The sequence below is a fragment of the Nitrospirota bacterium genome, assembly GCA_016214855.1.
GTDB lineage: Bacteria > Nitrospirota > Thermodesulfovibrionia > Thermodesulfovibrionales > UBA6898 > UBA6898.
On the sequence record JACRMT010000005.1, the window covers coordinates 81,925 to 106,620 of the forward strand.

Below are 24,696 nucleotides of genomic sequence, written 5' to 3' on the forward strand. Positions count from 1 at the left end.
CCATGCTGCAAGGGATTTTTGCATGAAAACGCTTCGCATTGCGCTCGCTCAGATGAACTCAACGGTCGGCGACCTGAAGGGTAATTCCCGCAAGATCATCTCCTTTATCGGGAAGGCAAAGAAGCAGAAGGCTGATGTTATTGCCTTTCCCGAGCTTGCGATAACCGGGTACCCGCCGGAAGACCTTCTTCTTAAACCTCAATTTATTGCCGACAACAAGGAAGCGCTCAAAAAGATCATCAGTAAAACAACAGGCATTGCCGCTGTCATAGGTTTTGTCGACAGCTTGAATAGCAACCTGTATAACGCTGCTGCGGTAATAGCAGACGGCAGGATGAAGGACAGTTATCACAAGATCCTGCTGCCGAACTACGGTGTCTTTGATGAGGTCCGCTATTTCAGGCCGGGGAGCCGTTTCCCGCTTTATACGCTTAATGGCATCAAGGCAGGTATAAACATCTGCGAGGACATATGGCACAGGAACGGTCCTGCCCTGACTCAGTCAAGGGCAGGTGCGGATATTATTATTAACATCAATGCATCTCCGTATGAGATGGGGAAACCGGCGATAAGAGAAAAGATCCTTGAAGAGCGGTCGCGCGAAAACAGGGTCTTCATTGCATATCTGAATGCTGTGGGCGGTCAGGACGAGCTTGTCTTCGATGGCTGCAGCATGGTCTATGATTACGAGGGCAGATTGATCGCCCGGGCAGCACAGTTCGAAGAGGCCATGCTGCTGCTCGATATCGATGTGAGCAGAGAGCAGAGATATCGAAAGGACCTTCTGCCTGTGGATACTGGGCAGACGGGACCCCCTCGCTCTATCAGGAAGATCAGCATTGCTCTCCCTGACCATGCAGCGAGAAAGTCTTTACCCTTGCCGCTGACAGAATCATTCAAGGAAAGGGAAGAAGAGGTTTATCAGGCGCTGGTATTGGGCACTGCTGACTATGTGAGGAAGAACGGGTTTAAGGGCGTTGTGATCGGCATGAGCGGCGGCATCGACTCATCGCTTGTTGCGGCCATAGCAGTTGATGCGATTGGCAGCGAGAACGTGACCGGCATATTCATGCCTTCGCCCTATACCTCAAAGGAGAGCAGAGAAGACGCTGAACAGCTCGCGAAGAACCTCGGCATTAAGCTCAAAGATCTTCCGATCAGAGGGATCATGGCAAGCTACATGAAGGTTCTGGACCCTCACTTCAAGGGCAGGGGAAGGGATACCACGGAAGAGAACCTCCAGGCGCGCATACGCGGCAATCTGCTTATGGCGCTCTCGAACAAGTTCGGCTGGCTGGTGCTGACCACAGGCAATAAATCAGAGATGAGCGTAGGGTACGCAACGCTCTATGGTGATATGGCGGGCGGATTTGCGGTGATCAAGGATGTCCCAAAAACCCTGGTATATGATATCTGCAGGTGGCGCAATGCAGTTAACAAGCAAAAGATCATTCCGGAGAGGGTCCAGGTAAAGGAGCCAACTGCAGAGCTGAAGCCGAACCAGAAGGACACAGACTCGCTCCCTCCGTATGATCAGCTTGATCCGGTGCTTAAGGCATACATCGAATATGAACTCAGTTTTGATCATATCCTTGATCTCGGCGTATCCCAGGAGCAGACAAAACGGGTCATAGGCATGGTTGACAGAAGTGAGTACAAAAGAAGGCAGTCTCCTCCCGGCATCAAGATAACAGCGCGGGCCTTTGGACGGGACTGGCGGTTTCCGATAACGAACAGGTACAGGAGTTACTGATGCGTCTGGCGCAAAGAAGTTCAAAAGCATGAAGATATTGGCTAATAAATCCCTCCTATCCTCTCCCCATTCGGGGACAGGCCTTTGCCAAAGGGAGGTATCATGCCCCTCTTTGGCAAAGAGGGGTGAGGGGAGATTTTTTAAGTGTGTAAATTTACTTGTGACCCTATTGCTAAACATGACTGTGGTGGTGGGTTTTCTGTCCTTTGCCCTGCTTTCCCACGCATCTGAAAAGGATGCGTTTGTTTTCAAAAAGCAGCCTGAACTTCAGCAGATCAAGCCGAAAAAACCGGTAAAGATTAAGCTCAGGCGGTCGCCGAAGGACGAGTACACCTGGGAGCTTAGCGGCGATGATGCTGACGAGATCGTAAAGGCCGACAGAAGACTGCGGAAAATGCTTAATCTGAAGTGAACAGAATGCGCATTGCCCTCCCTTATGCCTCTGTCCTCCCCGGATGCCCTTATTCGATATGAAAGGCACGCTCTACATCGTCTCGACACCTATCGGCAACCTTGAGGATATTACGCTGCGTGCCTTGCGCATCCTCAAAGAGGTTGACCTCATTGCAGCAGAGGATACCCGTCATTCGCTTAAATTGCTGAACCACTTTAATATCAGGAAACCGCTTGTCAGCTACTGGGGAGAGAAAGAGAAGGTCAAGGCTGAAGAAACGCTCCAGCGACTGAAGGACGGCCAGTCTGTTGCCCTTATATCGGATGCCGGCACGCCCGGCATTTCAGACCCTGGAACCGTGCTCATAGGAAAGGCGATTGAAGAGGGCATAAGGGTTGTTCCTGTTCCGGGACCGTCTGCAGTAATAACAGCGCTCTCTCTTTCAGGATTTTCGACTGAGGAATTCACCTTCTGCGGTTTTCTTCCTGCAAAGGAAACACAGAGGAGAAAGGCGCTTGAACAGGTCAGCCTTGAACAGCGCACGCTTGTATTCTACGAGGCCCCGCATCGGATCCTTGAGACGATCGCAGACATTGCGGAGATGATGGGAGAGCGAAAGGTCGTTGTGATCAGAGAGCTGACCAAGCTCCATGAAGAGGTCTTCCGCGGCACGGTTCCTGCAGTTCTGGATGGCCTGGAGCATTCGACCATTGCCGGAGAATATGTGATCATTCTTGAAGGAAGGCCTGAAAAAGGGGAGCTGCATATGGATGACGCCCTGAAAGAGGTCAGAGAATTGATGAGAAAAGGGCTGGGTAGAAAGGAATCAGTGAAGAAGATCGCAGAGGCATATGGGTTCAGCAAGAAAGAACTGTACGACAGAAGTCTTGAAGGCTAAAGAGGAGATCGATAATGGCAAAGGTTTATTTTGCATCGGCACGGGCCAGAAAATGGAAATATGATGACAGCATGCCGGGGAAACTTGAGCACCTCCTGAAAGAGATAGGTCTGATGAACTATTTCAGTCCAGAAGAATGGATCGCGGTGAAGACACACTTTGGCTCAGAGGGCGCTCACCGGATCGTGAGGCCTGTTTTTCTCAGAAAGGTTGTTGATGCGCTCAAGCGGATCGGCGCAAAACCCTTTGTTACGGACACGGTTCGGATAAAAGGGCTGGACTATCTTGAGGTGGCAAACCAGAACGGCATCAATCATCTGAGTGTCGGAGCCCCTCTTGTGATCGCTGACGGCCTGTACGGCAATGACAGCATCATGGTCAAGGCTGGCGAGATTCTTGGCCAGATAGCGGTGGCATCGCTGGTCCATGATGTGCCTGCCATGGTCGTCTGCTCCCACGTTAAGGGCCATATCAACGCCGGGTACGCAGGAGCCATAAAGAACCTTGCCATGGGAGGCGTGAGCAGTTCGCATCGCACCTGCGGCTGGAAATGCGGTAGAGGGGCAATGCATACAATCGGCGAAGGGGAACTGGTCTGGGACTCTGACAAATGCGAACTCTGTCTTCAGTGCAAGGAAGTCTGCCCGCTTGATGCCATTACCTTCAAGGATGACGAGATCGTCTGGAACCGCGACATCTGCTGGAGGTGCGGAAGGTGTGAGAGGGTCTGCCAAAATGAGTCGCTGACCCTGCCTGGTGATGACCAGCGGTTTATGCGCTCGCTGGCTGAGGCTGCAAAGGCGGTAATTGGAACGTTTGAACCGAGGAAGATCATCTATATCAACTTTTTGACCGAGATTCAGCCTGAGTGCGATTGCATGCCATCTGCAGACGTCCCGGTAATCCAGGATTTAGGTATCCTGATATCTGAGGATCTGGTGGCAATAGAGCAGGCAAGCATTGATATGCTGTTACATGCAGGGCCGCTTGAGCAGTCCCTTGCTGCTGACCGGAACCTTCAGAAGGGTGACGATATATTCATGAAACTGCATGCCAAGCCCTATATACTGCAGGTGGAGGAGGCTGAAAGGCTCGGCCTTGGGTCACGGCAATACGAATTGGCAGAAATCTGATAAAAAAATGCTGCTGTCCGTGGAATATGGACAGCAGCTTAGGGGAGGTAACGAGGCGCTTACTGATTATATGTAACCAGAATAGTACTGACTTGTCAAGAAAAATATACAGGCTGACTGTTAATTATAATTTTAGAAAAAAGCACGGAGGTGATCTGCCATGTTTGATATCAAAAAAGTTTCCATTTTCAATACGTTAAGCGCTGAGGAGGTGAGAGAGCTATCCCGATACCTTCTGTCCGAGACCTTTGCAAAGAAAGAGTCGATATTCTCTGAGGGTGACCCTTCAGAGTGGCTCTACATTGTAAAAACAGGCAAGGCCAAGATCACCAAGCTGTCGAATGAAGGCAAGGAGATCATCCTTGAGATCATTTCGCCTTATGAGATGTTCGGGGGCATTGCGGTTGTTCGTGGATTCCCCTACCCGGCGAATGCTGTTGCGATGGAAGACAGCGAGATGCTGAAGATCTCTCGGAAGAACCTTCTTTCCCTCATGGATAAATTGCCGAATCTTATGTACTGCATGGCAATGAATATTGGGGACAGGATTAAGGACACTCATGAAACCCTGAAAAGCATTGCCCTTGAAAAGGTCGAATCGAGGATCGCATCGCTCCTGATCAAGCTATCCGAAAAATCGGGAGAGAAGGTTGCCGAAGGCGTTGCAATTAACATGAAGCTGACCAAGCAGGATATTGCAGAGATGGTCGGTACAACCGTCGAGACATCCATAAGGACCATGAGCAAGCTTGCCAAGGCAGGTCTGGTTGTTTCAAAGTCCGGGAAGATCGTCATCAGGGACCTCGAAAAACTGAGATCCCTGACCTGATTGCATCTATAGTGCTTCCTCTCTCACTCTTTGTAACAGATGTGATAAGAATTTTCTTTGAACAAATCTCCCCTCGCCCCTCTTTGCCAAAGAGGGGTTACGAATGCCTCCCTTTAGCAAAGGGAGGTTAGGAGGGATTTAAGGATTACCCCTCCTTATCTCTGGGGCGGCGGTGCGGCAGGCAGCAGGGTTGCCAGCATGTTGTAGAAGAAGATGCCGATCGAAAAGGCATGGGCAATGCCTGCAAGCGTTGCGATCGTGATGTAGCTCGATGTTGGGCTCAGCACATTCATCGTGTAGAAGAGCAGCATCACGATAAGGCTCGCATTGGCTATCCAGAACTGCAGTTCTGCAAGCCTGGGCGACTTGAGAAACTTGCCTGCGAACTTCGGCAGGATATGGTAGCCGACACCGTAGATCATCATCGATACCCAACCCAGCATGTTCAGGTGCGAGTGCACGAATTTGAAAGAAAGCGCCCGCGGATGATGAAGCATCACAATGCCCAGTATTGTCGAAACCGCAAGGTACATGATGCTCATGATGATGAAGTTTTTTACGAATCTGTCCATATTCCCTCCTCAGGATACTGTTATGATTTCTGCTTACATCATAAAACAGAATGAACAGGGTGTCTATGATGAACGTCATACGTCAATGATCATGCTCTTCAATACATCCTTATAAACCGGCGGTGCCCATATGATGAAGGTCATAGTATCCGTCTGTATCATGAGGTAGAATAAAAAACAGAAAAGCGAATAATTTCCAGGGAGGATAACGAAATGGCAACAACGGATAAGAAGATAGTGACAAAGGAAACTCTTATAGGAGATGTTATCAGGGATGTGCCGGGAGCAAAGGACATCATACAGAAGTATTTCGGCGGCGGGTGCTTCACCTGCCCTGGCATCAACGTGGAGTCGCTTTCGTTCGGCGCCATGATGCACAATCTTGACCCGGACAAGATCGTCAAAGAAATTAACGAACTGGAGGGATGACCATGGCGCAATGTTTTGTCTGCAATGCTACTGATAAGGAACGGGTGCTTCTGCCGTGCCTGCATGAGGGAAGCCAGAAGTATGTATGCGTAAGATGCCTGCCTGTGCTGATCCACGGCGGCCACTAATCAAAAAGGCAGGAACGCGTACCTGCAGGAGCCCTTTGGTTTATCATCAGAGGGCTTTTTTTGTTATGCTATGCCATCATGGAGCGACGAATCGGCGTTCATGTTTCTATTGCCGGCGGCATTGATAAAGGCCTCGAAAGAGCCAGGGACCTTGGATGCTCAACCGTTCAGTTTTTTTCGCACAACCCGCGCGGATGGGGAATTGGCATCAGAGATCCCATCGAGATCACGAGGTTCAGAACCTTAAAGAAACAGTTTGACATCCAGCCTGTCTTCATTCATACCTCGTATCTGATCAATCTCGCATCTGCCCAAAGAGACCTGCAAAGAAGATCCGTTGCCATGATCAGGTCAGAACTGGATATAGCAGACGCGATCGCTGCTGAATACGTGGTGCTTCACACCGGAAGCGCTTCAGGTGATCTGCCTGATGCCGCCCGCGTGAGGGCAGTGGAAGCGCTGAAACAGGTAGCTGAACAGGGCAGATGGAAGGCAGGACTTCTGCTCGAAAATACGGCCGGCGAGCGGGGAGACATTACTTCGCGCATAGCGGAGATAGCAGGGATCATGGAAAAGGTTCCATCCGGCCTTATCGCCGGTCTCTGCCTTGACACCTGCCATGCATTTTCTGCGGGTTATGATATTGCCACTGAAAACGGCGTACAGGGGTTAGCGAAAGAGATCGGTCAATATATGGCCAAGGAGAGCCTCAGACTTATTCATCTGAATGACTCGAAGAAGCCTGTGGGTTCTGGTGTGGACAGACATGAGCATATTGGAGAAGGCGCGATAGGAAGTGCCGGGCTGAAGAAGTTCCTTGCGCATCCTTTTTTTCTGAATATCCCCCTGATCCTGGAGACACCCAAAAAATCTGACGAAGACGACGAGAGGAATCTGAACAATGTCAGATTGCTTATAGCATAAATTATTTTTAGTTGCTAAACTTATTGACAATTGGTTATAGTAAAAAATAATACGTTTGAGGAGGAAAACATGGCAAAGACTACATTGGATCTGAAGGGAATGAGCTGCCCCATGCCGATCATGAAACTGGCAGCAGCAGTAAAAAAGGGTGTTTCAGGCGACGTATTTGAGGCTACCAGCGATGATGCCGGCTTTGAGCCTGATATTCTTGCCTGGGTCAAGGAGACCGGTCATCCTATGAGCGGGATTGTAAAGGACGGTAAGAACATTACTGTTACCGTCACAAAGAAGTAACGGAGGACGTTATGACTACAGATGCTGTCCAGGAGAAGATTAAGGAGCTTGAGACGCGGCTAGAAAAGGTAGAGGCAAACAGGTCAAACCTCACCATGGTGCTTTTCAGCGGTGATTTTGATAAGGCTTTTGCAGCCTTTATTATTGCGAACGGCGCGCTTGCAATGGGCAAGGAAGTGACGATCTTCGTTACATTTTGGGGGCTCGATGTGCTTAAGAAGCCGACCATGACCGGCGCCGGGAAGAATTTTCTTGAGAAAATGGTTACGATGATGCGGCCCAAGGGAACAGCCAATCTTCCGACCTCGAAGATGAACTTTGCCGGGATCGGGCCGAAGCTATTTAACTACATGATGGGCAAAAAAAATATTGCTTCGCTCCAGACCCTCGTAGATACGTCCATCGAGTTCGGCGTGAAGATTGTTGCCTGTCAGATGTCCATGGATGTTATGGGCATCAAGAGGGAAGATCTGATAGATGGCATTGAGGTCGGCGGTGTTGCGGCCTACTTGGGCAGTTCTTTTAATTCAAATACATCGCTTTTTATTTAGCTTCAATTTTTCCATACGGGCAGCCTGCCTGAATCTTTATTGATCTCGTCAGGCTGCCCTTGGCATTATCCTGCAGAACTGCTGCTGCCTTACTGGCCATACGCTGTCGAACTAAAATCCCATAAATAGTTGTTAATAACTTCTGACCGCAATATATAGATAATGCATTTATCAGTGTGCTTCCATCACTTCCATAGAACGAATAATGCTGTTCCCACACTTACTGTTGTCTATACAGTAATATCCATATAGTAATAATAATCGTTCGTTGTTATAATCAGCAGAATCGTTCAGATAATTACAGACATTGTTTATTTGTAGATAATGGTCTGTATCAGAAAAAATACGTTCTGTATTTATTTGTCATTTTTTTGTTGACAAGAGGGATACTCCTGTTGTATAAATATACACAAGACATGAGCAAGCAGGCACGTGATACACTCAAGAGTCTTTTTTCCTCAGCGATCAGAGCTGATGTTCTTGCGCTTCTGCTTAATAATGCTGACGAAAGGTTCTATGTCAGGGAAATTGCCACGCTTCTGAGAAAAAACCCCTCCGGTGTAAAAAGAGAACTCGACAATCTTGAAAATATGGGCATCCTTATAAGCAAGAAAGTTGCTAACCTTAAATATTTTCAGGCTGATAAAAAATCCCCTTTCTTTACTGAGCTGAAAAGCATCATTGCCAAATCATTAGGCGTGCCCGGGGCGCTAAAGGCCATGCTAAAGACAACCGGAGTGAAGATAGCGTTCATTTTCGGTCCCTACACGGAAAGTGAGGAGGCGGACACGGTTAATGTGATGATCGTCGGCGCGGTATCACTTGATGGTATAAAGGATATAGAGGAGCGCTTCATCAAGAAGATCAGCGTCACTATGATGGATGAGGCCGAGTTCAAGAGCAAGAAGGAAAGCGGAGACCCGGAATTTGAAAAGCTCCTATCAGGAGAGAAGATTATCCTGATGGGGAAGCTTTAATCTCAACATCCCCCGACAGTTGGGGTAAAGAAAGGTGGTGACCAAACATGGCAGCAGCAAAGAAGCCCGCAGCAAAGAAGGCAGCAACAAAGAAGGCAGCTCCGAAGAAGGCAGCAGCAAAGAAGAAGAAATAACTTAGAGATACTTGGTCACTATAGCTGGGGAACAGCAATTCCCCAGCTTTTTTTTGTTTATATTAGCACAAGCCAAACACAATTAGGAAAATGTTTTTTTGATGCTGCTAACTTATTGATACTAAATACTTATTTGCGCTTCGTGGGTATGATGCAACTGCTCTTCAACAATAATATCCCAAGTCTCAGGAGAGGACATAAGTTTCTTCAGAAACTTGATATTGCTTGAGTGGCCTGACTTACTTGCAACAATGTGGCCGTAGATCGGGAATCCGATAAGAGAAAAATCTCCAATAGAATCAAGAACTTTATGTCTGACAAACTCATCCTTGAATCTGAGTCCCGTCGCATTGATTACGCCGTTTTCTCCCATGACAACGGCATTGTCCAGAGAACCGCCCTTTGCGAGACCGTTGCTGCGAAGGTATTCAATATCCTTCAGAAACCCAAAGGTCCTTGCCGGAGCGATCTCTGTCACAAAATTTTCCTCAGTAATGTCAATATTGATCCTCTGTTCGCCAATACCGTTATGATGGAAAAAGATGCTTTGGGTTATTTTGCTCCCGCAATACGGAAATGCTGCTATATGCGCATGGCCATCTTCGAAAATAAAGGGTTTATTGATCCTCAGGTATGGTCTTTTTTTGCCCTGTTTCGCAATACCGGCTCTGAGAATAATACTGATAAGCTCCGTTGCACTGCCGTCAAGAATTGGTATCTCGGGACCAGCCACTTCAATGATAATATTGTCAATTCCAAGCCCGGCGAGTGCCGCAAGCATATGCTCTATCGTCCTGATCTTTATACCATTAATTCCAATTGTGGTTGCAAACGCAGTATCAATGACTGCTCCAACATGAGCTTTGATGACGGCCGGCTTGTCTGTTCTTATAAACGTTATGCCCGCATCGCGCGAAGCAGGTTTAAAAGTCACCGATGAATGCTTGCCGGTATGGAGGCCTATACCTTCAAAAGACACCTCATTTTTTATGGTTCTCTGTGCGCGCATAGCATGTCAGAGATGCAAGTAGAATGCCACCATGTATATTCTTTGTTTTCAATGGGTATGCTGGAAAGTTGCGTTGATAAATAACAATAGTTGTCTTATTTTTGCATCAGTATATGACCAGGAAAACTGCTATTCGTGAGCCCCGCCTACCACGATTTCAGGTATCCTGACCGTTGGCATCGCATCTGTAACCGGCACGCCCTGCGAATCCTTGCCGCACGTTCCGATAGAGAAGCCGAGATCGCTGCCGACCATATCGATCGCTTTCAGCACTTCCGGCCCGTTGCCTGCAAGTGTTGCTCCTCTTACCGGTTCCGCCTTCCTGCCGTTATTGATAAGATAGCCCTCCTGAACGTCAAAGACAAAATCACCCGTGACCGTATTTACCTGGCCGCCCCCCATTTTTACTACGAGCAGGCCCTGGTCAACTGACCGGATAATATCCGCCGGCTCATCAGTTCCCGGCGCAATGAACGTGTTGGTCATCCTCGGGATGGGCCTGCTTTCGTATGATTCGCGTCTGCCATTGCCTGTTGACCGAACATCGTCTTTCATGGCAGTGAGTCTGTCATACATGAAACTCTTCAGAATGCCTTTTTCGACAAGAACCGTGCGCTGTGACGGTGTTCCTTCATCATCAAACCTGAACGATCCCCTTCTGCCGGGAAGGGTTGAGTCATCTATGACCGTGACCAGTTCGGATGCAACGCGCTGCCCAAGCTTCCCTGAAAAGACCGAAAGACCCTGCTGGGCAAGGTCCGCCTCCAGACCGTGGCCGATGGCCTCGTGGATCATGGTCCCGCCTGCACGGGATGAGATCACCACCGGCATTCTCCCTGCCGGGGCCTTGCGCGCGCCCAGCATCATGACGGCACGCTGAGCAGCCTTGTGGCTGAGTTCTTCGACATTTTCCTTTTCGAAAAGTTCAAAACCGGAAAATCCGCCGACAGCCTCATACCCTGTCTGCACGACCCCATCCTCTTCTGCGATGACCTGGACTATCAGCAGAGTGTAGACGCGCTTATCCTCCGCAATGAACCCGTCAGAGGCTGCTGACTGAACATCCTGGACAGAATCCCTGTATATGACCGTGACCTGCCTGATGCGCTGATCAATGGATCGGGCGGTCTTTTCAGCGTTTCTGACAAGGGCTATCTTTTTTTCAAGCAGAATGCTCTCCGGCATGGACCGTATATCGAACTGCGCAGAAGGATCTCTCTGAGCAAGAGATGTCATGGCCTTCACCGGGTGTGCTGAAGCCATTCTGCTTGCATCTGAGGCTGACTGCAGTAACACACGGGGGGAGAGGTCATTGCTATACGCATAGGAGGTCTTGCCGTTGATCAGAAGGCGAATGCCTGCCCCTGCTTCAGTGCCGGAAATGATCTTCTCAAGCCTGCTGTCCTCTATGACCAGCGATGTCATTTTTCGTGATTCAATAAAGATGTCAGCGTATTCGCCGCCCCGGGAGAGGACCGTATTCAGGAGGTCAAGGTGCAGGTCTTTTTCGATCATTTTCTGTTCACCATTTGTGCCAAGTAGGTTATTATAGCACTATTGAATGGCAGGGCTGCTGCATATGCCCCTGTGAACAGAAGGAGATCCATTGCCTGAGTTTGGCGTAATTGCGGGAAGCGGCATCTATGCTATCCCTGAACTTGAGATCATTGACTCAGTGAGGGTGAGTTCGCCCTATGGCGAGTCTTCTGATCATTATCGTATCGGAAGGCTGTTTGGGAGAGAGATCGCTTTTCTGCCGAGGCATGGCTCCCTGCATCATATTCCTCCTCACAAAATAAATTACCGGGCAAACATCTGGGGGTTCCGCGCACTTGGCGTAAAGAGGATACTCTCCATTGGTGCAACCGGCGGGATCAGCAAAGAGATGAAGCCCGGTTCTCTTGTTCTGCCTGATCAGATCATTGACAGGACAAGCGGAAGGGAAGCCACCTTCTATGATGAGAATGATGTTGTGCATATTGATCTTACGGAACCATTTTGTCCTGACCTCAGAAAGACGCTGCTTGCGTCCGCTAGAGGGGCCGGGCTCCGTGTTCTGGAAAAAGGCACGTATATTACCGTGAACGGTCCGAGGCTGGAGACCGCGGCAGAGATCAGGGAATATGCATTGATCGGCGCTGATGTCGTCGGCATGACCGGCATGCCTGAGGCGGGTCTTGCCCGTGAACTGGAGATCTGCTTTGCCTGCGTGGCAGTTGTTACGAATATTGCCGCAGGTCTGACAGAAGGGAGGCTTACGGCAACAGAGGTCATAGATTCCATGAAAGCCTCCATGGAGCAGGTCAGGGCATTGCTCAAAGCCTTTTTCAGTCTCAGCCCGGCAGAGCCTGTCTGCTCCTGCGGCAGCAGTCTGAAGAACGCCAGGATGCAGGCCTGATAGAATAATAATCGTATGCAGACCATTCTGATCGTTGAAGACAAAGATTCCATGGCACAGATGCTCAGGGAAACCCTGGAAGCAGAGGGGTACCGCGTTGCTCTTGCAGGCGATGGCCAGGAAGGTATCCGTCAGATACGGGAAGGCCGTTTTGATCTGATCATCACTGACCTGAAACTTCCCCGGAAGGACGGCCTCGATGTTTTGAAGGCGGCGAGAGCAGAAAATCAGCTTGCGCCGGTGATCATGATGACAGCTTTTGGAACCGTAGAGACCGCTGTGGCTGCAATGAAAGAAGGGGCCTTTGATTTTATTACCAAACCCTTTGATACTGACCATCTTCTTCTCCTGATCAAGCGGGCGCTTGAGAACCAACGGCTTGTCACCGAAAACATGCTGCTTAAGGATGAACTGACGGGTAAGCTTGGCACACCGAAGATAATAGGGATGAGCCGGGAGATAACCAACGTTGCCCAGAAGGTTCAGAAGGTTGCTTCTGCAAAGACAACCGTGCTCCTCCTGGGGGAGAGCGGCACCGGCAAGGAGCTCTTCGCGCGCGCGCTTCACAACCTGAGCGACAGAAGGGATCATCCGTTTGTTGCCATTAATTGTGCTGCCATACCGAAGGAACTTCTCGAAACAGAACTTTTTGGCCATGAGAAGGGATCTTTTACCGGCGCCGAGGCGCGGAAGATCGGCAAGTTCGAACTGGCTGACAAGGGGACGGTCTTTCTTGACGAGATCGCTGAGATGGACCTGCTGCTCCAGGCAAAGATCCTGCGGGTCATCCAGGAAGGCGAGATAGAACGGGTGGGCGGCATCAAGGCTATCAGGATCGATGTGAGGATCGTTGCTGCAAGTAACAAGGACGTTGAAAAGGCTGTTGAGGAGAAGCTCTTCAGGGAAGATCTTTTTTATCGGCTGAACGTCTTCCCGATCGTGATACCGCCGCTCCGGGACAGGAAAGGCGACATCCCGCTTCTGGTCGATTTCTTTATGGACAAATACTGTCGTGAACTCAAAAAACCGCACCTGCATATTGCCAGGGCTGCCCTTGATCTGCTCACCAACTATCCCTGGAAAGGAAATGTGCGGGAACTGGAGAACTGTATCGAACGCGGCATCATCCTTTGCGAGGGAGACACTGTTACCGATGACCACATTGTGCTGAACAGGCAGATGGCTGTCGAGAGTTCTCTGAGGAGCCTTCCGGCCGACGGCACACTTGAAGAGGTCATGAAAGTGGCGACCCGCATTGTCGAAACGCAGCGCATCACAAAGGCCCTGAAGGATACGAAAGGAAACAAAACGAAGGCAGCGGAGATCCTTCAGGTGAGCTACAAGACCCTGCTGACCAAGATCAGGGATTACGGGATCGAGAACCCCTGATCGCCCCGGATAAAGAAAAAAAAGATTTTTCATTGTGGGCAAAGCGAAGCAATCCAGGCTTCTTTTTTGAGGTTGCCGGCAGAAGCTCGGGTTTTTGCAAGGACAGACCGATCAAGACCTGATAGATCCTGAGTTCCGGGAACGTGTTCGGCCTGATTCCTTGACAGTCTGAACAGCTTGCCATTATTATTAAAATTACGAATAATTTATATTTCAGTATTTAATTACTTTTCAGGGGGATTTGTGTCAGGACATTCGAAGTGGGCATCAATAAAACATAAGAAAGCGATCACCGACGCCAAGAGAGGGAAGGCCTTCACCAAGATCGTGAAGGAAATAAGTACAGCAGCCAGACTCGGTGGAGGAGACGCTGACAGTAATCCTCGCCTGCGTACTGCCATAGACGCTGCCAAAGAAGTGAATATGCCTCACGATAATATAAAAAAGGCGGTCATGAAGGGAACAGGAGCACTTCCGGGCATGTCGTATGAGGAGTATCTGTACGAAGGGTACGGCCCCGCAGGTGTTGCGGTCATGGTCGAGGTGATGACGGATAACAAGAACAGGACCGTTCCGGAGATCCGTTTTATCATGTCAAAGAACGGGGGAAGTCTCGGCGAGTCGGGATGTGTTGCCTGGATGTTTGATAAAAAGGGCTATATCCTGGTCAGTAAATCAGGAGCAGCTGAAGATGCGGTAATGAATGCCGCGCTGGACGCCGGCGCAGAGGACATGAAGAACGATCCGGAGGAAGCCAACTTTGAGGTCATTACTGCTTCTGAAGACCTTGTTGCCGTGAAAGAGGCGCTTGAGAAGGCGGGCATTCCCCTTGAGTCTGCTGAGGTAACGATGCTGCCGAAGAATTATGTTGTTCTTGACCAGAAGGCCGCTGAGCAGATGCTGCGGCTTATTGATGCACTTGAGGATAATGATGATGTGCAGAACGTGTACGCCAACTTCGACATTCCTGATGACGTGGCGGAAAAGATCAATAAGTGACCGGTGGTTGCGAGCTCCGCAGGGATGTGGTCTTTTTCAGGGCAGTAATATGCTTCGGGAGCGGGTGGTAAGATGTATATGACGGCAACATCGATCAGGGTTACGTTCAAAAGAAAATTCATCGCCGGACTTTTTATCTCGATTCCGGCAATTATAACCATCCTCGTAATCGCCTGGTTCTTCAGGTTTGTTGATGGTCTGCTTGAGCCGATCTACTACCAGATCCTCGGGTATCACACGCCCGGTCTCGGCTTCATCTCAGCGGTCATTCTTGTCTTTGTCGTCGGCATCGTTTCTACGAATGTCTTCGGTAAAAAGATCATTCTTTTCTTTGAACGCATATTTCTCAACATCCCTGTGTTCAAGAGTTTCTATACGGCGATAAAACAGCTTGTTGATGCCTTCTCGCCGGAGAGCACAACATCATCATTCAGGAAGGTCGTGATCATTGAATATCCCCGGAAGGGGGCCTATGCCTTCGGATTTCTTACCAAAGAAAGTACGGTTTTGGCTGAGGGCAGCGGAAAAGAATTGAACCTCAGGGCCGTATATGTACCGACGAACAACCTTTATATGGGAGAGATCGTACTGGTGCCTGAGGGGGATGTTTTTGCTACGGATATCCCGGTTGATGAGGGCATGAAGATAATCCTCTCCGGTGGGATCGCAGCGCCTCACCGGATAGGTGAATCCAGGGAATGAGAACTGCCTGCATCATACTTGCCGCAGGTCAGGGCAAGAGAATGAGGTCTGCTCTGCCAAAGGTGCTCCACAGGGTCTGCGGCATGCCCATGCTTCAGGCTGTCATAGACACTGCAGCGAAGCTGAAACCCGAGCGCGTAATCGTGGTTGCCGGCAGACAGATCGATATTCTCAGGAAAGAGATCACGGTTTCTGATGTTCAGTTCATGCTTCAGAAAGAACCTAAGGGTACTGGTGATGCGCTGAAGAGTGCCATGCCTGCTTTGAAGAACTTCAGGGGGACGGTGGTCGTCCTGAACGGCGACACACCGCTCATTGAGCCGCAGACGATCAAACGACTTCTTGCACTTCATCAGAAGAACCATAATGCTGTTTCCGTGCTTTCGTTCCATGCAGAAGACCCGAAGGGTTATGGCAGGATAATCAGGGACAGGACCGAAAAATTCCTTGCTATTGTGGAAGAGAAGGATGCTGATAACAGCCAAAAGAAGATCCATGAAGTGAACAGCGGAGTCTATGCCATCGATCATGATGCCTTTTCTCTTCTTGACCGGCTGGTAATGAACAGGCAGAAAGGCGAATATTATCTGACCGATATCGTGTCCCTTTCGCTCATGCAGGGCCTGCGGACGTCCGCCTTTGCCATAGGTGGGGAAACAGAGTTCATGGGTGTGAATACAAGGGAAGAACTGCTCAGGGCCGCTGAGGTCATGCGGCAGGGTGTGGTCCGGAACTGCATTGCCAGGGGAGTGAACTTCCTTGATCCTGCCTCAGCGTTTATCCATCCTCATACTTCGATCGGCAGGGACACGACCATCTATCCGAATGTTTTTATTGAAGCCGGCACAAAGATAGGCAGCAACGTGACCATTTATCCTCACGTGCGGGTCCTCCGCAGCACGATCGATGACCATGCTGTTATCAGGGACTCGACCGTGATCGAAGACTCACATGTCAGCACGGGTGCAAGCGTAGGACCTTTTGCACATATCCGGCCCGGCTCCGAGATCGGAGCCCATGCGAAGATAGGGAATTTCGTTGAACTGAAAAAGGCTGTCATAGGGAACCGTGCAAAGGCATCTCACCTCAGCTATCTCGGAGACGCTGTGGTCGGCCGTGAAGTGAACATTGGCGCCGGCACCATAACCTGCAACTATGACGGAGAGAAAAAGCATCAGACCATTATCGGTGACCATGTTTTTGTGGGGAGCGATACGCAGTTTGTTGCGCCGGTGAAGATCGGCAAGGGTGCTTATATCGGTGCTGGATCAACGATCACAAAGGACGTTCCTCCCGGATCTCTTGCAGTAAGCAGAACGGAACAGAGGAATATCAAAGACTGGGTGAAGAACAAACAGGCCAAGGCCAAGGGGAAGGCAAAAAAATGAGTTTTTCTTTGAACTATTCACGATTCACGCTTCACGCATTGCGGTTCTGAAATGTGCGGGATCATTGGATATATCGGGAACAGGAATGCGGTTTCCGTCATGCTGGAGGGCCTGAAGCGGCTCGAGTACCGCGGATATGATTCAGCGGGCATAGCCTTCCATACCGGCAAGGGGCTTGAGGTCGTTCGGTGCAAGGGCAAGATCAGGGAACTTGCCGCAGTAGTCGAATCGAAGAATCTTTTCAGTACGGCAGGTATAGGTCACACACGCTGGGCAACGCATGGAAAACCCTCTGAAGAGAATGCCCACCCCCACAGGTCAGACGACATTGTTATCGTTCATAACGGTATCATCGAGAACTACCTGCCTCTCAGAAAGAAGCTTCTGGAAAAAGGGTATACCTTTACCTCGGATACGGATACCGAGGTGCTTTGCCATCTCATCAGGGACTATGCAGGTCCCCTGTCCCTTGAAGACGCTGTCAGGGCTGCGCTCAGGGAAGTAAAAGGTGCCTATGCCATTGCCGTGGTCAGTGAAAAAGAACCGGGCAAGATAGTCGGGGTCCGCAAGGACAGTCCTCTGGTGGTCGGTCTTGGCGAAGGCGAGTTCTTTATTGCGTCGGATGTCCCGGCCTTTCTGAGCTACACAAGGAATGTCATGTTCCTTGACGATGAAGAGATGGTGGTGATCACGCCGGAGGGAGTCATGGTCACGACCCTTGACGGCACTATGGTGCAGAAGGAAGTAACTGCGATAACCTGGAGCCCTTCGATGGCTGAAAAGGGCGGGTACCGCCATTTCATGCTCAAAGAGATCTTCGAACAGCCTCGTGCGGTCAGCGATACGATGCGGGGAAGATTTTCAGCTGAGACCGGCGAGGTGAACCTTGAAGAGTTCGGCCTGTCGCAGCAGATCCTGGCAGGGATAAAGAAGGTCTACATCGTGGCCTGCGGGACATCATGGCACGCAGGTCTTATCGCCAAGTATATGATCGAGGAACTGGCGCGCGTGCCTGTCGAGGTTGACATCGCGTCAGAGTTCAGATACCGGGACCCGCTGATCGGCAGCAGCGACCTTATGATCGTGATAACCCAGTCCGGGGAGACTGCTGACACGCTTGCAGCGCAGCGTGAGGCAAAGCTCAGGGGCGCGCGAACGCTTACGATCTGCAATGTTGTGGGAAGCACGTCTGCGCGTGAAGCGGATGCCGTATTTTACACCCACTCAGGGCCGGAAATAGGCGTTGCATCGACAAAGGCATTTCTGACCCAGGTCATGTCACTGTATCTCCTCGCGATCGCCCTTGGCCAGACACGGGGAACCGTGAACCGTGAAAGGTCAAAGGAGCTTCTGCAGGAGCTGCTTGAGCTGCCGGGCAAGATAGAGAGGACGCTTACGGCAGAGGACAAGATCAAGACGGTCGCGCGTGACTATTTCAAGGCACGGGGCTTTATCTATCTGGGCCGGGGGATCAATTTCCCGATAGCCCTCGAAGGTGCGCTCAAGCTCAAGGAAATATCCTATATTCATGCAGAGGGATATCCTGCGGGAGAGATGAAACACGGTCCCATAGCGCTTATCGATGAAGAGCTGCCGGTCGTCGTTCTTGCGCCGAGGGACAGGCTCTATGAAAAGATTATCACGAACATACAGGAAGTGAACAGCAGAGGCGGCAGAGTGGTTGCCATATCGAATGAAAGCAATGGCGAGGTCTGTGACATTTCCCGCACCTGTATCCTGGTGCCTGACTCAAATCCCTATCTTCAGCCGATGCTTCTTGTTATCCCTCTCCAGATCCTCGCTTATCACATCGGGGTGCTGAGAGGCTGCGATGTTGACCAGCCCCGTAATCTTGCAAAGAGTGTAACGGTTGAGTAGGAGAGCACGCAGAAAGCCCGTAGAAAGTGGATTTGCAGGGGTCATATCTGGTATTCTATACCGAACGGCAAATCGATGTATAACGAGGTCTTCATGCAAGATTTGAATCCCCAGCAAAAACAGGCACTGGAAATCACTGATGGTCCGATCCTTGTTCTGGCAGGCGCGGGTAGCGGGAAGACACGGGTCATCACCCACAAGTTCGCCCATCTTGTTAAAGCCAGGAAGGTGTCCCCGGATTCTGTCCTCGCGGTGACCTTTACGAACAAGGCTGCAAACGAGATGAGGGAGCGGATCAGGGGTCTGCTGGGCAAGGAAATGAAGACTTCCTGGATAGGCACGCTCCATTCGCAATGCAGCAGGGTGCTCCGCAAGGATATCAAGGCCCTTGGATATGGCAACGATTTTTCTATCTATGATGAAGATGACCGCTGCACGCTGATCAGACATATCCTCAAGGAGTTCAAGATTTATGAGGCGCTGTATAAGGGAGTTTCATCCCGCATGAACCTCCTGAAAGCGGCTCTTGTCGGGTCGGAGGAGTTTCTTTCTGCCGGTGAAGGGTTCGGTTTTGATGAAAAGCTCGCAAAGGTTTATGTGCGCTATCAGGATGAACTGAAACGTTCCAATGCCGTTGATTTTGATGACCTTATCATGCTCACCGTTAAGCTCTTTAAAGAGCATCCGAAGATACTTGAAAGATATCAGGAACAGTTCCCCTATGTGCTTGTTGATGAGTTCCAGGACCTGAATAATGCCCAATATCAGCTGGTAAAGATGATGGCCCAGAAGAACAGGAACATCTGCGCAGTCGGCGACGACGATCAGAGCATATACAAGTTCAGGGGTGCTGATGTGAAGCATATCCTTAATTTTGAAAAGGACTTTCCCAAGACCAGGGTCGTGCGGCTTGAAAGGAACTATCGCTCTACACAGAACATTCTTGATGCTTCCCATGGGGTCATTTCGATGATCGCCGACCGGAAGAGCAAGAAACTCTGGACTGAACGGGGTACCGGCGAAATGGTCAATTTCTGCTGGCTCAGTTCGGAAGAGGAAGAGGCAAAGCATATCGCCAAGGTCATCAAGGAACTTTATCTCAAAGGTTCGTACGCGTTCAGGGACATCGGTATCCTTTACCGCGTGAATCTTCAGTCACGTGCTATTGAAGACGCCCTTCGCGAGTCGGGGCTGCCCTATCATATTGTCGGCGGCGTCAGTTTTTATCAGAGAAAAGAGGTCAAGGATATCATTGCATACGTGCGCCTTGTGCTGAATCATGGGGATAATGTAAGCCTGAGAAGGATCATCAATACGCCCGCAAGAGGGATCGGTGCAGCTACCCTGACAAAGATCGAGAATGAGGCAAAGAAACAGTCTATCTGTCTTTACGATGCCATAAAGAACAGCATCAAAGGCAATGGTATTATTGCCTCTACCAGGGAAAAACTGAGCTCTTTTATTGCTCTCATCGATAAACTTTCCTCTGTCCATTACAAGAGCGCCGGCGATCTTCTCAAGGCGATCACGGACAAGGTCGATTGTCTTGGCCAGCTTGACGAAGAGAGAAAGCAAAATGTGATCGAACTTATCGCGTCCGGCGAAGGGCGGGACATGGAAGATTTTCTTGATAAGGTTTCGCTCATGTCCAGCCCTGAGCAGGCAGCCGGCGGAAACCTTGTTTCTCTTATGACACTTCACAATGCAAAGGGTCTTGAGTTTCCGGTGGTCTTTCTTTCCGGTATGGAAGAGGGACTTCTCCCCTATTTTAAATCGATCGGGAACCCTGAAGAGGTCGCTGAGGAACGGAGGCTCTGCTATGTCGGCATGACGCGGGCCAAGGATATCCTCTTCCTGTCCGGTGCACGGAAGAGGAAGCTCTATTCAAAGCTCCAGGAACAGGAGCCGTCGCGTTTTCTGAAGGATCTCCCCAAGGCGTGCTGCAGATGGATCGAGAAGATCTCTGCACCGCAGACGATCAAGGTTGTCTGCGATAACCGGAAAAAATATGACGTCAGGAAAACGCATGTCCCGTTTGCTGCCGGCTGCAGGGTCAAGCATCCTGTCTGGGGGGTGGGTGTTGTTCGGGACTGCTATGGGGACGGCGAGGAGCAGAAGGTCATGGTTAATTTCCCCCAGATCGGGCTGAAGAGACTGTCGCTGAAAATGGCTAATCTGACGAAGATCTGAACGGATGAACATTGCTATCGAGCATCTTTCGCGGCTTGCCCGCCTGTCGCTGACGGAAGAGGAAAAGTCGGTGTACGGGAACCAGCTCGACCATATCCTTCAGTATGTGGAAAAGCTTAATGAACTTGATACAACCGGTATTGAACCTACTTCTCATGTTATCTCGATCAGCAACGTCATGCGGGAGGATGCGCTCAGGCCCTCTCTGGACAGGGAAGTTGCCCTGATGAACGCGCCTGACAAGACAGACGCCTTTTACCGCGTGCCGAAGATAATAGAATGAAAAAGCTAACAGTAAACCGCTATCAGCGGTCAGCCATCAGCAGTCAGCCATCATCTGTAAAGCTTGAAAAAAAGTGTTTGGGGAAATCTGAAGCAGTTGTTATGCTTTCTCTGACAGCTTTTTATCTGCCGGAGGCAGCATGCTGAGGTGCATGCTCAGGACGAAGATCCATATGGCAACGGTTACGGAATCGAACCTTGCGTATGAGGGAAGTATTACGATCGACCAGTCGATCCTCAGGGAAACAGATATCCTTCCCTACGAGCAGGTGATGATCAGCAACATGAATAACGGCGAGCGCTTCGAGACCTATGTCATCCCGGGCAAGAAGAAAGGCGAGATCTGCCTGAACGGCCCGACTGCCCGCAAGGGAGCTGTCGGCGACAAGGTCATTATTTTTTGCTACAGTTACTTCGACGATGCCAGGGCCAAAGAGATCAAGCCAAAGATCGTTTTCGTCGATGCAAAGAACCGGATCTCAAAGAAGAAGAAAAAGTAAGATTATTTATATTCGCGTGACCTGTGTCCGAAAAAAAAGGCCGCTGAGATCATTCTCAGCGGCCTTTTTTACTTATTGAACGGCTATTTTTGCGAGAGCGTAACGAAGAGGGAAGACCCTCCTCTGAATATGAGAAGCAAGACAGATTCCTCTTTCTTAATTTTGGCGACCACATCCTTATAGCTCTTCACATCAATGACTTTCTTCCGGTTGACCTCCTGGATCACATCTCCCTGCATCAAGGCTCCCGCAGCAATGCTGCTTTCTTCGATGTCACTGACGATGACCCCCCTGATCTTGTCCGGGACCTTCAGTTTCTTTGCGAGTTCGGGATTCATGTCCTGAACACTGACTCCCTTGAGGGCGTTCTGAAAATCACCCGCTTCAAGAGGCTGCGACGCGTCAGCAGGAAGCTCGCCAATGGTTATCGTCATGGTCCTCGCCTTGCCGTCTCTCAAAACCTTTGCCGTATGCTGTTCGCCGGGCAGTGCGTTTGCGACCATATTCCTCAGAATATAGGGCTCTTCGATCTTTTTGCCGTCATACTCAAAAATGATGTCTCCCCTCTGCAGTCCGGCCTTTTCGGCCGGGCCGTCTTCAACAACATCCCCTACGAGCGCACCGACCTCATCCTTCAGGTCGAACTGTTTTGCAAGCTCCGGCGTCACCTTCTGGATCGAAACACCAAGCCACCCTCTTACAACCTTGCCCCTCTTAATAAGACTTTCCATAATGGACTTCACCATATTGCTCGGAATGGCAAAGCCGATCCCCTGGTAACCGCCGCTTGTGCTGTATATAGCGGTATTGATGCCCACAACCTCACCTTTTACGTTGACGAGTGCACCGCCTGAGTTGCCGGGGTTGATAGCTGCGTCTGTCTGGATAAAATCTTCATAGTCAGCTATGCCGACGTTTGCCCTTCCGAGGGCGCTCACAATACCCATAGTTACGGTCTGATTGAGGCCAAAAGGGTTTCCAACGGCAAGGACCACTTCGCCGACCTGCAGTTTGTCTGAGTTGCCCCAAGGAACAATAGGAAGGCCCTTTGCATCGATCTTTATCACGGCTATTTCGGTCTTCAGATCAGAGCCGATGATCTTGCCGATAAATTCCCTTTTATCGGTGAGGGTAACCTTGATCTCATCAGCGTCCTTCACTACATGGGAATTGGTGATGATATATCCGTCCGGGGAGACGATGACACCGGAACCAAGGCCGGATGACTTCTGTTCCCTGGGCTGCTGTCTCTGACGTCCAAACTGGTCACCGAAGAACCTTTTGAAGAAAGGGTCATCAAGAAAGGGGTCCTGTCCGCTGCCAACCTTGACCGTTCTGGTCGTCAGGATATTTACAATGCCTGGTTTAACGGCGGCTGTTACCTCTGCCATTGCCTGTCCTGTTCTGGTAAGAAGATCAACAGACTGCTCTGAGATCTTAGGCCCCTGGGCATCGGACACGGTGACCAGAAACGGCAGTGTTAACAATATGCCGGTTATTAAGACGACCAACGAACGCATTGTTTTATCCAAGAATGATGAGCGAAAGTTCATGACTTCCTCCTGTTTGCCGGCTCATAGCGTTTAACCCGTATCGTCCAGAAAAGTTTCCGACATGTATTGTGTTCCCGGACCGATCTTTGAACGCAATGCGGTACATAACATAGCAATTACCGCCGCTGCTTTTTCCTCCGGGAACGGGTAATGATCCGGAGGATAATGTTTCTGCTTAAAGAAAATATATACCATCCATGCAGCGTTAGTCAAAAAACGCAATTTGTAGTACAATAGCACGTAAAGAAACGTGTAAAATTTTCGTGAAAAGGCCGGTAGTAAATATGAAAACAGATAAAAGATCATCCGTGCGGTTCATTGCGGTGCTGGCAGTTTTTTTGTTCTCTGTCGTGCCGGGCAATGCCGGCGCTCGCCTTGCAGCAGAATTAGAGCATAGTGATAATGCCGGCAGCAGTATCCCTAATCCCTCGGGGCGGCTTGAAACAGCCGTTATGCCTGGGGCATCCTCGCAGACGTATTATGTAGTCAGTGACAACCTCTATGTCCTTGTCCAAAAACCGATGGCTAAAGCATACGGCGCATTTTCCATGAAACCGGTTATCGTGTCTGATGTTGCCGGCTACAGTGACGAAGACACAGGGCCTGCAGGTTTGGCATCAGGAGATACGCTGCGTGCCGGCGAAAGCAGTTCCTTTGATCGCGCTGAGCAGGGGAGTGAGAAGCTTCAGGGGACAGAGGTAGCCATTAATATGAATTTCAGGAGAGCAGCAGACAAACCGGAGAAACCTGGTGCCGGAGCTGATAGTTCCCAGGATAATGAAGATATTGCAGACCCGTTGGAGCCGATAAACCGCGTTTTCTTCACCTTCAACGATAAGTTTTATTTCTGGGCGGTGAAACCTGCGGCCCGTGTCTATGGACTTATCGTGCCGGAATGGGGCCGGATGAGAGTACGGAATGTATTTGATAACGTGCAGGCTCCGGTAAGGCTGGTCAATGCACTCCTACAGCTAAAGATGCATAAGGTTGGAACAGAATTCGCCAGGTTTGTTCTCAACAGCACCGTTGGCGTTGCCGGATTATTCGATATCGCTTCCAGACACCCTGAACTCATCACCAGCGAAGAGGACCTGGGCCAGACTTTCGGCGCCTATGGATTAGGGGAGGGGTTCTATCTTGTTTTGCCGTTCCTGGGGCCTTCTTCCCTGCGGGATACGGCAGGAACGGTCGGTGACTATTTTCTTGACCCCATAGGGCACATAACGCCGGTGAGGGATGCGATAGTCGTGCGGTCTTTTGATCGGGTCAATGATACTTCTTTCAAGATCGGCGATTATGAAGACATCAAGGAATCTGCAATGGATGCGTACATTTCAATACGGGATATGTATAAGCAGTTCAGGAGAAACAAAATTCGGGAGTAATTGCCCC

The 24,696-nt window shown here is 50.1% G+C and carries 24 protein-coding genes; 20 read left to right on the forward strand and 4 right to left on the reverse strand.

What is annotated here, in order from left to right:
- The first annotated feature begins 22 nt into the window (after positions 1-22).
- The 5 genes from HZB62_06990 to HZB62_07010 all read left to right on the forward strand — a co-directional run bounded on the left by HZB62_06990 (position 23) and on the right by HZB62_07010 (position 5,007).
- On the forward strand, positions 23-1,753 hold the full coding sequence (locus tag HZB62_06990) for an NAD+ synthase (protein ID MBI5074897.1): 1,731 nt from the start codon (positions 23-25) through the stop codon (positions 1,751-1,753).
- A gap of 160 nt (positions 1,754-1,913) precedes the next feature.
- Positions 1,914-2,165, forward strand: coding sequence for a hypothetical protein (locus tag HZB62_06995; GenBank protein MBI5074898.1), 252 nt, complete (start codon positions 1,914-1,916; stop codon positions 2,163-2,165).
- Positions 2,166-2,208: 43 nt separating this feature from the next.
- Complete coding sequence (rsmI, locus tag HZB62_07000) at positions 2,209-3,045, forward strand: 16S rRNA (cytidine(1402)-2'-O)-methyltransferase (protein MBI5074899.1); 837 nt, start codon at positions 2,209-2,211, stop codon at positions 3,043-3,045.
- 14 nt (positions 3,046-3,059) lie between these two features.
- Positions 3,060-4,178 (forward strand): DUF362 domain-containing protein, encoded by a 1,119-nt coding sequence (locus HZB62_07005; GenBank protein MBI5074900.1) that lies wholly within the window; start codon positions 3,060-3,062, stop codon positions 4,176-4,178.
- Positions 4,179-4,338: 160 nt separating this feature from the next.
- On the forward strand, positions 4,339-5,007 hold the full coding sequence (locus HZB62_07010) for a Crp/Fnr family transcriptional regulator (GenBank protein ID MBI5074901.1): 669 nt from the start codon (positions 4,339-4,341) through the stop codon (positions 5,005-5,007).
- Between the two features lie 155 nt (positions 5,008-5,162).
- Here the strand turns inward: HZB62_07010 and HZB62_07015 are convergent, their stop codons facing one another.
- Positions 5,163-5,579, reverse strand: a complete 417-nt coding sequence (locus HZB62_07015; protein ID MBI5074902.1) for a hypothetical protein — start codon at positions 5,577-5,579, stop codon at positions 5,163-5,165.
- A gap of 213 nt (positions 5,580-5,792) precedes the next feature.
- On the opposite strand from HZB62_07015, the gene HZB62_07020 reads away from it, so the two are divergent.
- The 5 genes from HZB62_07020 (at position 5,793) to HZB62_07040 (ending at position 8,882) form a co-directional block, all read left to right on the forward strand.
- Positions 5,793-6,008: a DUF1858 domain-containing protein gene (locus tag HZB62_07020; GenBank protein ID MBI5074903.1), complete on the forward strand. Its 216-nt coding sequence runs from the start codon at positions 5,793-5,795 to the stop codon at positions 6,006-6,008.
- Between the two features lie 206 nt (positions 6,009-6,214).
- The gene (locus HZB62_07025) at positions 6,215-7,060 is read left to right on the forward strand and encodes a deoxyribonuclease IV (protein ID MBI5074904.1); all 846 of its coding nucleotides are present in this window, start codon (positions 6,215-6,217) and stop codon (positions 7,058-7,060) included.
- A gap of 69 nt (positions 7,061-7,129) precedes the next feature.
- Complete coding sequence (locus tag HZB62_07030) at positions 7,130-7,354, forward strand: sulfurtransferase TusA family protein (protein ID MBI5074905.1); 225 nt, start codon at positions 7,130-7,132, stop codon at positions 7,352-7,354.
- An 11-nt stretch (positions 7,355-7,365) separates the two neighbouring features.
- On the forward strand, positions 7,366-7,905 hold the full coding sequence (locus tag HZB62_07035) for a DsrE/DsrF/DrsH-like family protein (protein ID MBI5074906.1): 540 nt from the start codon (positions 7,366-7,368) through the stop codon (positions 7,903-7,905).
- Between the two features lie 416 nt (positions 7,906-8,321).
- A complete protein-coding gene (locus tag HZB62_07040) occupies positions 8,322-8,882 on the forward strand; it encodes a winged helix-turn-helix transcriptional regulator (protein MBI5074907.1) in 561 nt (186 codons plus the stop codon).
- A 255-nt stretch (positions 8,883-9,137) separates the two neighbouring features.
- Here HZB62_07040 and HZB62_07045 read toward each other — a convergent pair whose 3' ends face one another.
- The gene (locus HZB62_07045) at positions 9,138-10,025 is read right to left on the reverse strand and encodes a UDP-3-O-acyl-N-acetylglucosamine deacetylase (GenBank protein MBI5074908.1); all 888 of its coding nucleotides are present in this window, start codon (positions 10,023-10,025) and stop codon (positions 9,138-9,140) included.
- A 129-nt stretch (positions 10,026-10,154) separates the two neighbouring features.
- The gene (locus HZB62_07050) at positions 10,155-11,540 is read right to left on the reverse strand and encodes a TldD/PmbA family protein (protein MBI5074909.1); all 1,386 of its coding nucleotides are present in this window, start codon (positions 11,538-11,540) and stop codon (positions 10,155-10,157) included.
- A gap of 91 nt (positions 11,541-11,631) precedes the next feature.
- Here HZB62_07050 and mtnP point away from each other — a divergent pair, with 91 nt between their 5' ends.
- From mtnP to HZB62_07095, 9 genes are all read left to right on the forward strand, one after another.
- Positions 11,632-12,423, forward strand: a complete 792-nt coding sequence (gene mtnP, locus HZB62_07055; GenBank protein MBI5074910.1) for an S-methyl-5'-thioadenosine phosphorylase — start codon at positions 11,632-11,634, stop codon at positions 12,421-12,423.
- Between the two features lie 15 nt (positions 12,424-12,438).
- The gene (locus HZB62_07060) at positions 12,439-13,812 is read left to right on the forward strand and encodes a sigma-54-dependent Fis family transcriptional regulator (protein MBI5074911.1); all 1,374 of its coding nucleotides are present in this window, start codon (positions 12,439-12,441) and stop codon (positions 13,810-13,812) included.
- A gap of 243 nt (positions 13,813-14,055) precedes the next feature.
- Positions 14,056-14,811 carry a YebC/PmpR family DNA-binding transcriptional regulator gene (locus tag HZB62_07065; GenBank protein MBI5074912.1) on the forward strand — a complete coding sequence of 252 codons (756 nt, stop codon included), beginning with the start codon at positions 14,056-14,058 and terminating at the stop codon, positions 14,809-14,811.
- 72 nt (positions 14,812-14,883) lie between these two features.
- Positions 14,884-15,513: a DUF502 domain-containing protein gene (locus tag HZB62_07070; GenBank protein MBI5074913.1), complete on the forward strand. Its 630-nt coding sequence runs from the start codon at positions 14,884-14,886 to the stop codon at positions 15,511-15,513.
- Positions 15,510-16,901 carry a bifunctional UDP-N-acetylglucosamine diphosphorylase/glucosamine-1-phosphate N-acetyltransferase GlmU gene (gene glmU / locus HZB62_07075; protein ID MBI5074914.1) on the forward strand — a complete coding sequence of 464 codons (1,392 nt, stop codon included), beginning with the start codon at positions 15,510-15,512 and terminating at the stop codon, positions 16,899-16,901. Before HZB62_07070 ends, glmU begins: the two co-directional genes overlap by 4 nt.
- 51 nt (positions 16,902-16,952) lie before the next feature.
- The gene (gene glmS, locus HZB62_07080) at positions 16,953-18,779 is read left to right on the forward strand and encodes a glutamine--fructose-6-phosphate transaminase (isomerizing) (GenBank protein MBI5074915.1); all 1,827 of its coding nucleotides are present in this window, start codon (positions 16,953-16,955) and stop codon (positions 18,777-18,779) included.
- Between the two features lie 93 nt (positions 18,780-18,872).
- Positions 18,873-20,969: a UvrD-helicase domain-containing protein gene (locus HZB62_07085; GenBank protein MBI5074916.1), complete on the forward strand. Its 2,097-nt coding sequence runs from the start codon at positions 18,873-18,875 to the stop codon at positions 20,967-20,969.
- A 4-nt stretch (positions 20,970-20,973) separates the two neighbouring features.
- Entirely contained in the window at positions 20,974-21,252 is a 279-nt protein-coding gene (gene gatC, locus HZB62_07090; protein ID MBI5074917.1) for an Asp-tRNA(Asn)/Glu-tRNA(Gln) amidotransferase subunit GatC, read from the forward strand.
- 139 nt (positions 21,253-21,391) lie between these two features.
- A complete protein-coding gene (locus tag HZB62_07095; GenBank protein MBI5074918.1) occupies positions 21,392-21,751 on the forward strand; it encodes an aspartate 1-decarboxylase in 360 nt (119 codons plus the stop codon).
- An 83-nt stretch (positions 21,752-21,834) separates the two neighbouring features.
- Here the strand turns inward: HZB62_07095 and HZB62_07100 are convergent, their stop codons facing one another.
- The gene (locus HZB62_07100; protein ID MBI5074919.1) at positions 21,835-23,271 is read right to left on the reverse strand and encodes a DegQ family serine endoprotease; all 1,437 of its coding nucleotides are present in this window, start codon (positions 23,269-23,271) and stop codon (positions 21,835-21,837) included.
- 317 nt (positions 23,272-23,588) lie between these two features.
- Here HZB62_07100 and HZB62_07105 point away from each other — a divergent pair, with 317 nt between their 5' ends.
- A complete protein-coding gene (locus HZB62_07105; protein MBI5074920.1) occupies positions 23,589-24,689 on the forward strand; it encodes a VacJ family lipoprotein in 1,101 nt (366 codons plus the stop codon).
- Positions 24,690-24,696: the final 7 nt, after the last annotated feature.

Coding starts and splice junctions, on each gene's coding strand:
- HZB62_07070 (MBI5074913.1), top strand. CDS start 14,884: ATGTATATGACGGCAACATCGATCAGGGTTACGTTCAAAAGAAAATTC.
- rsmI (MBI5074899.1), top strand. CDS start 2,209: ATGCCCTTATTCGATATGAAAGGCACGCTCTACATCGTCTCGACACCT.
- HZB62_07095 (MBI5074918.1), top strand. CDS start 21,392: ATGCTGAGGTGCATGCTCAGGACGAAGATCCATATGGCAACGGTTACG.
- HZB62_07045 (MBI5074908.1), bottom strand. CDS start 10,025: ATGCGCGCACAGAGAACCATAAAAAATGAGGTGTCTTTTGAAGGTATA.
- HZB62_06990 (MBI5074897.1), top strand. CDS start 23: ATGAAAACGCTTCGCATTGCGCTCGCTCAGATGAACTCAACGGTCGGC.
- HZB62_07040 (MBI5074907.1), top strand. CDS start 8,322: ATGAGCAAGCAGGCACGTGATACACTCAAGAGTCTTTTTTCCTCAGCG.
- glmU (MBI5074914.1), top strand. CDS start 15,510: ATGAGAACTGCCTGCATCATACTTGCCGCAGGTCAGGGCAAGAGAATG.
- HZB62_07020 (MBI5074903.1), top strand. CDS start 5,793: ATGGCAACAACGGATAAGAAGATAGTGACAAAGGAAACTCTTATAGGA.
- glmS (MBI5074915.1), top strand. CDS start 16,953: ATGTGCGGGATCATTGGATATATCGGGAACAGGAATGCGGTTTCCGTC.
- HZB62_07015 (MBI5074902.1), bottom strand. CDS start 5,579: ATGGACAGATTCGTAAAAAACTTCATCATCATGAGCATCATGTACCTT.
- HZB62_07105 (MBI5074920.1), top strand. CDS start 23,589: ATGAAAACAGATAAAAGATCATCCGTGCGGTTCATTGCGGTGCTGGCA.
- HZB62_07050 (MBI5074909.1), bottom strand. CDS start 11,540: ATGATCGAAAAAGACCTGCACCTTGACCTCCTGAATACGGTCCTCTCC.
- HZB62_07030 (MBI5074905.1), top strand. CDS start 7,130: ATGGCAAAGACTACATTGGATCTGAAGGGAATGAGCTGCCCCATGCCG.
- HZB62_07085 (MBI5074916.1), top strand. CDS start 18,873: ATGCAAGATTTGAATCCCCAGCAAAAACAGGCACTGGAAATCACTGAT.
- HZB62_07035 (MBI5074906.1), top strand. CDS start 7,366: ATGACTACAGATGCTGTCCAGGAGAAGATTAAGGAGCTTGAGACGCGG.
- HZB62_07100 (MBI5074919.1), bottom strand. CDS start 23,271: ATGCGTTCGTTGGTCGTCTTAATAACCGGCATATTGTTAACACTGCCG.
- HZB62_07025 (MBI5074904.1), top strand. CDS start 6,215: ATGGAGCGACGAATCGGCGTTCATGTTTCTATTGCCGGCGGCATTGAT.
- gatC (MBI5074917.1), top strand. CDS start 20,974: ATGAACATTGCTATCGAGCATCTTTCGCGGCTTGCCCGCCTGTCGCTG.
- HZB62_07060 (MBI5074911.1), top strand. CDS start 12,439: ATGCAGACCATTCTGATCGTTGAAGACAAAGATTCCATGGCACAGATG.
- HZB62_07010 (MBI5074901.1), top strand. CDS start 4,339: ATGTTTGATATCAAAAAAGTTTCCATTTTCAATACGTTAAGCGCTGAG.
- HZB62_07005 (MBI5074900.1), top strand. CDS start 3,060: ATGGCAAAGGTTTATTTTGCATCGGCACGGGCCAGAAAATGGAAATAT.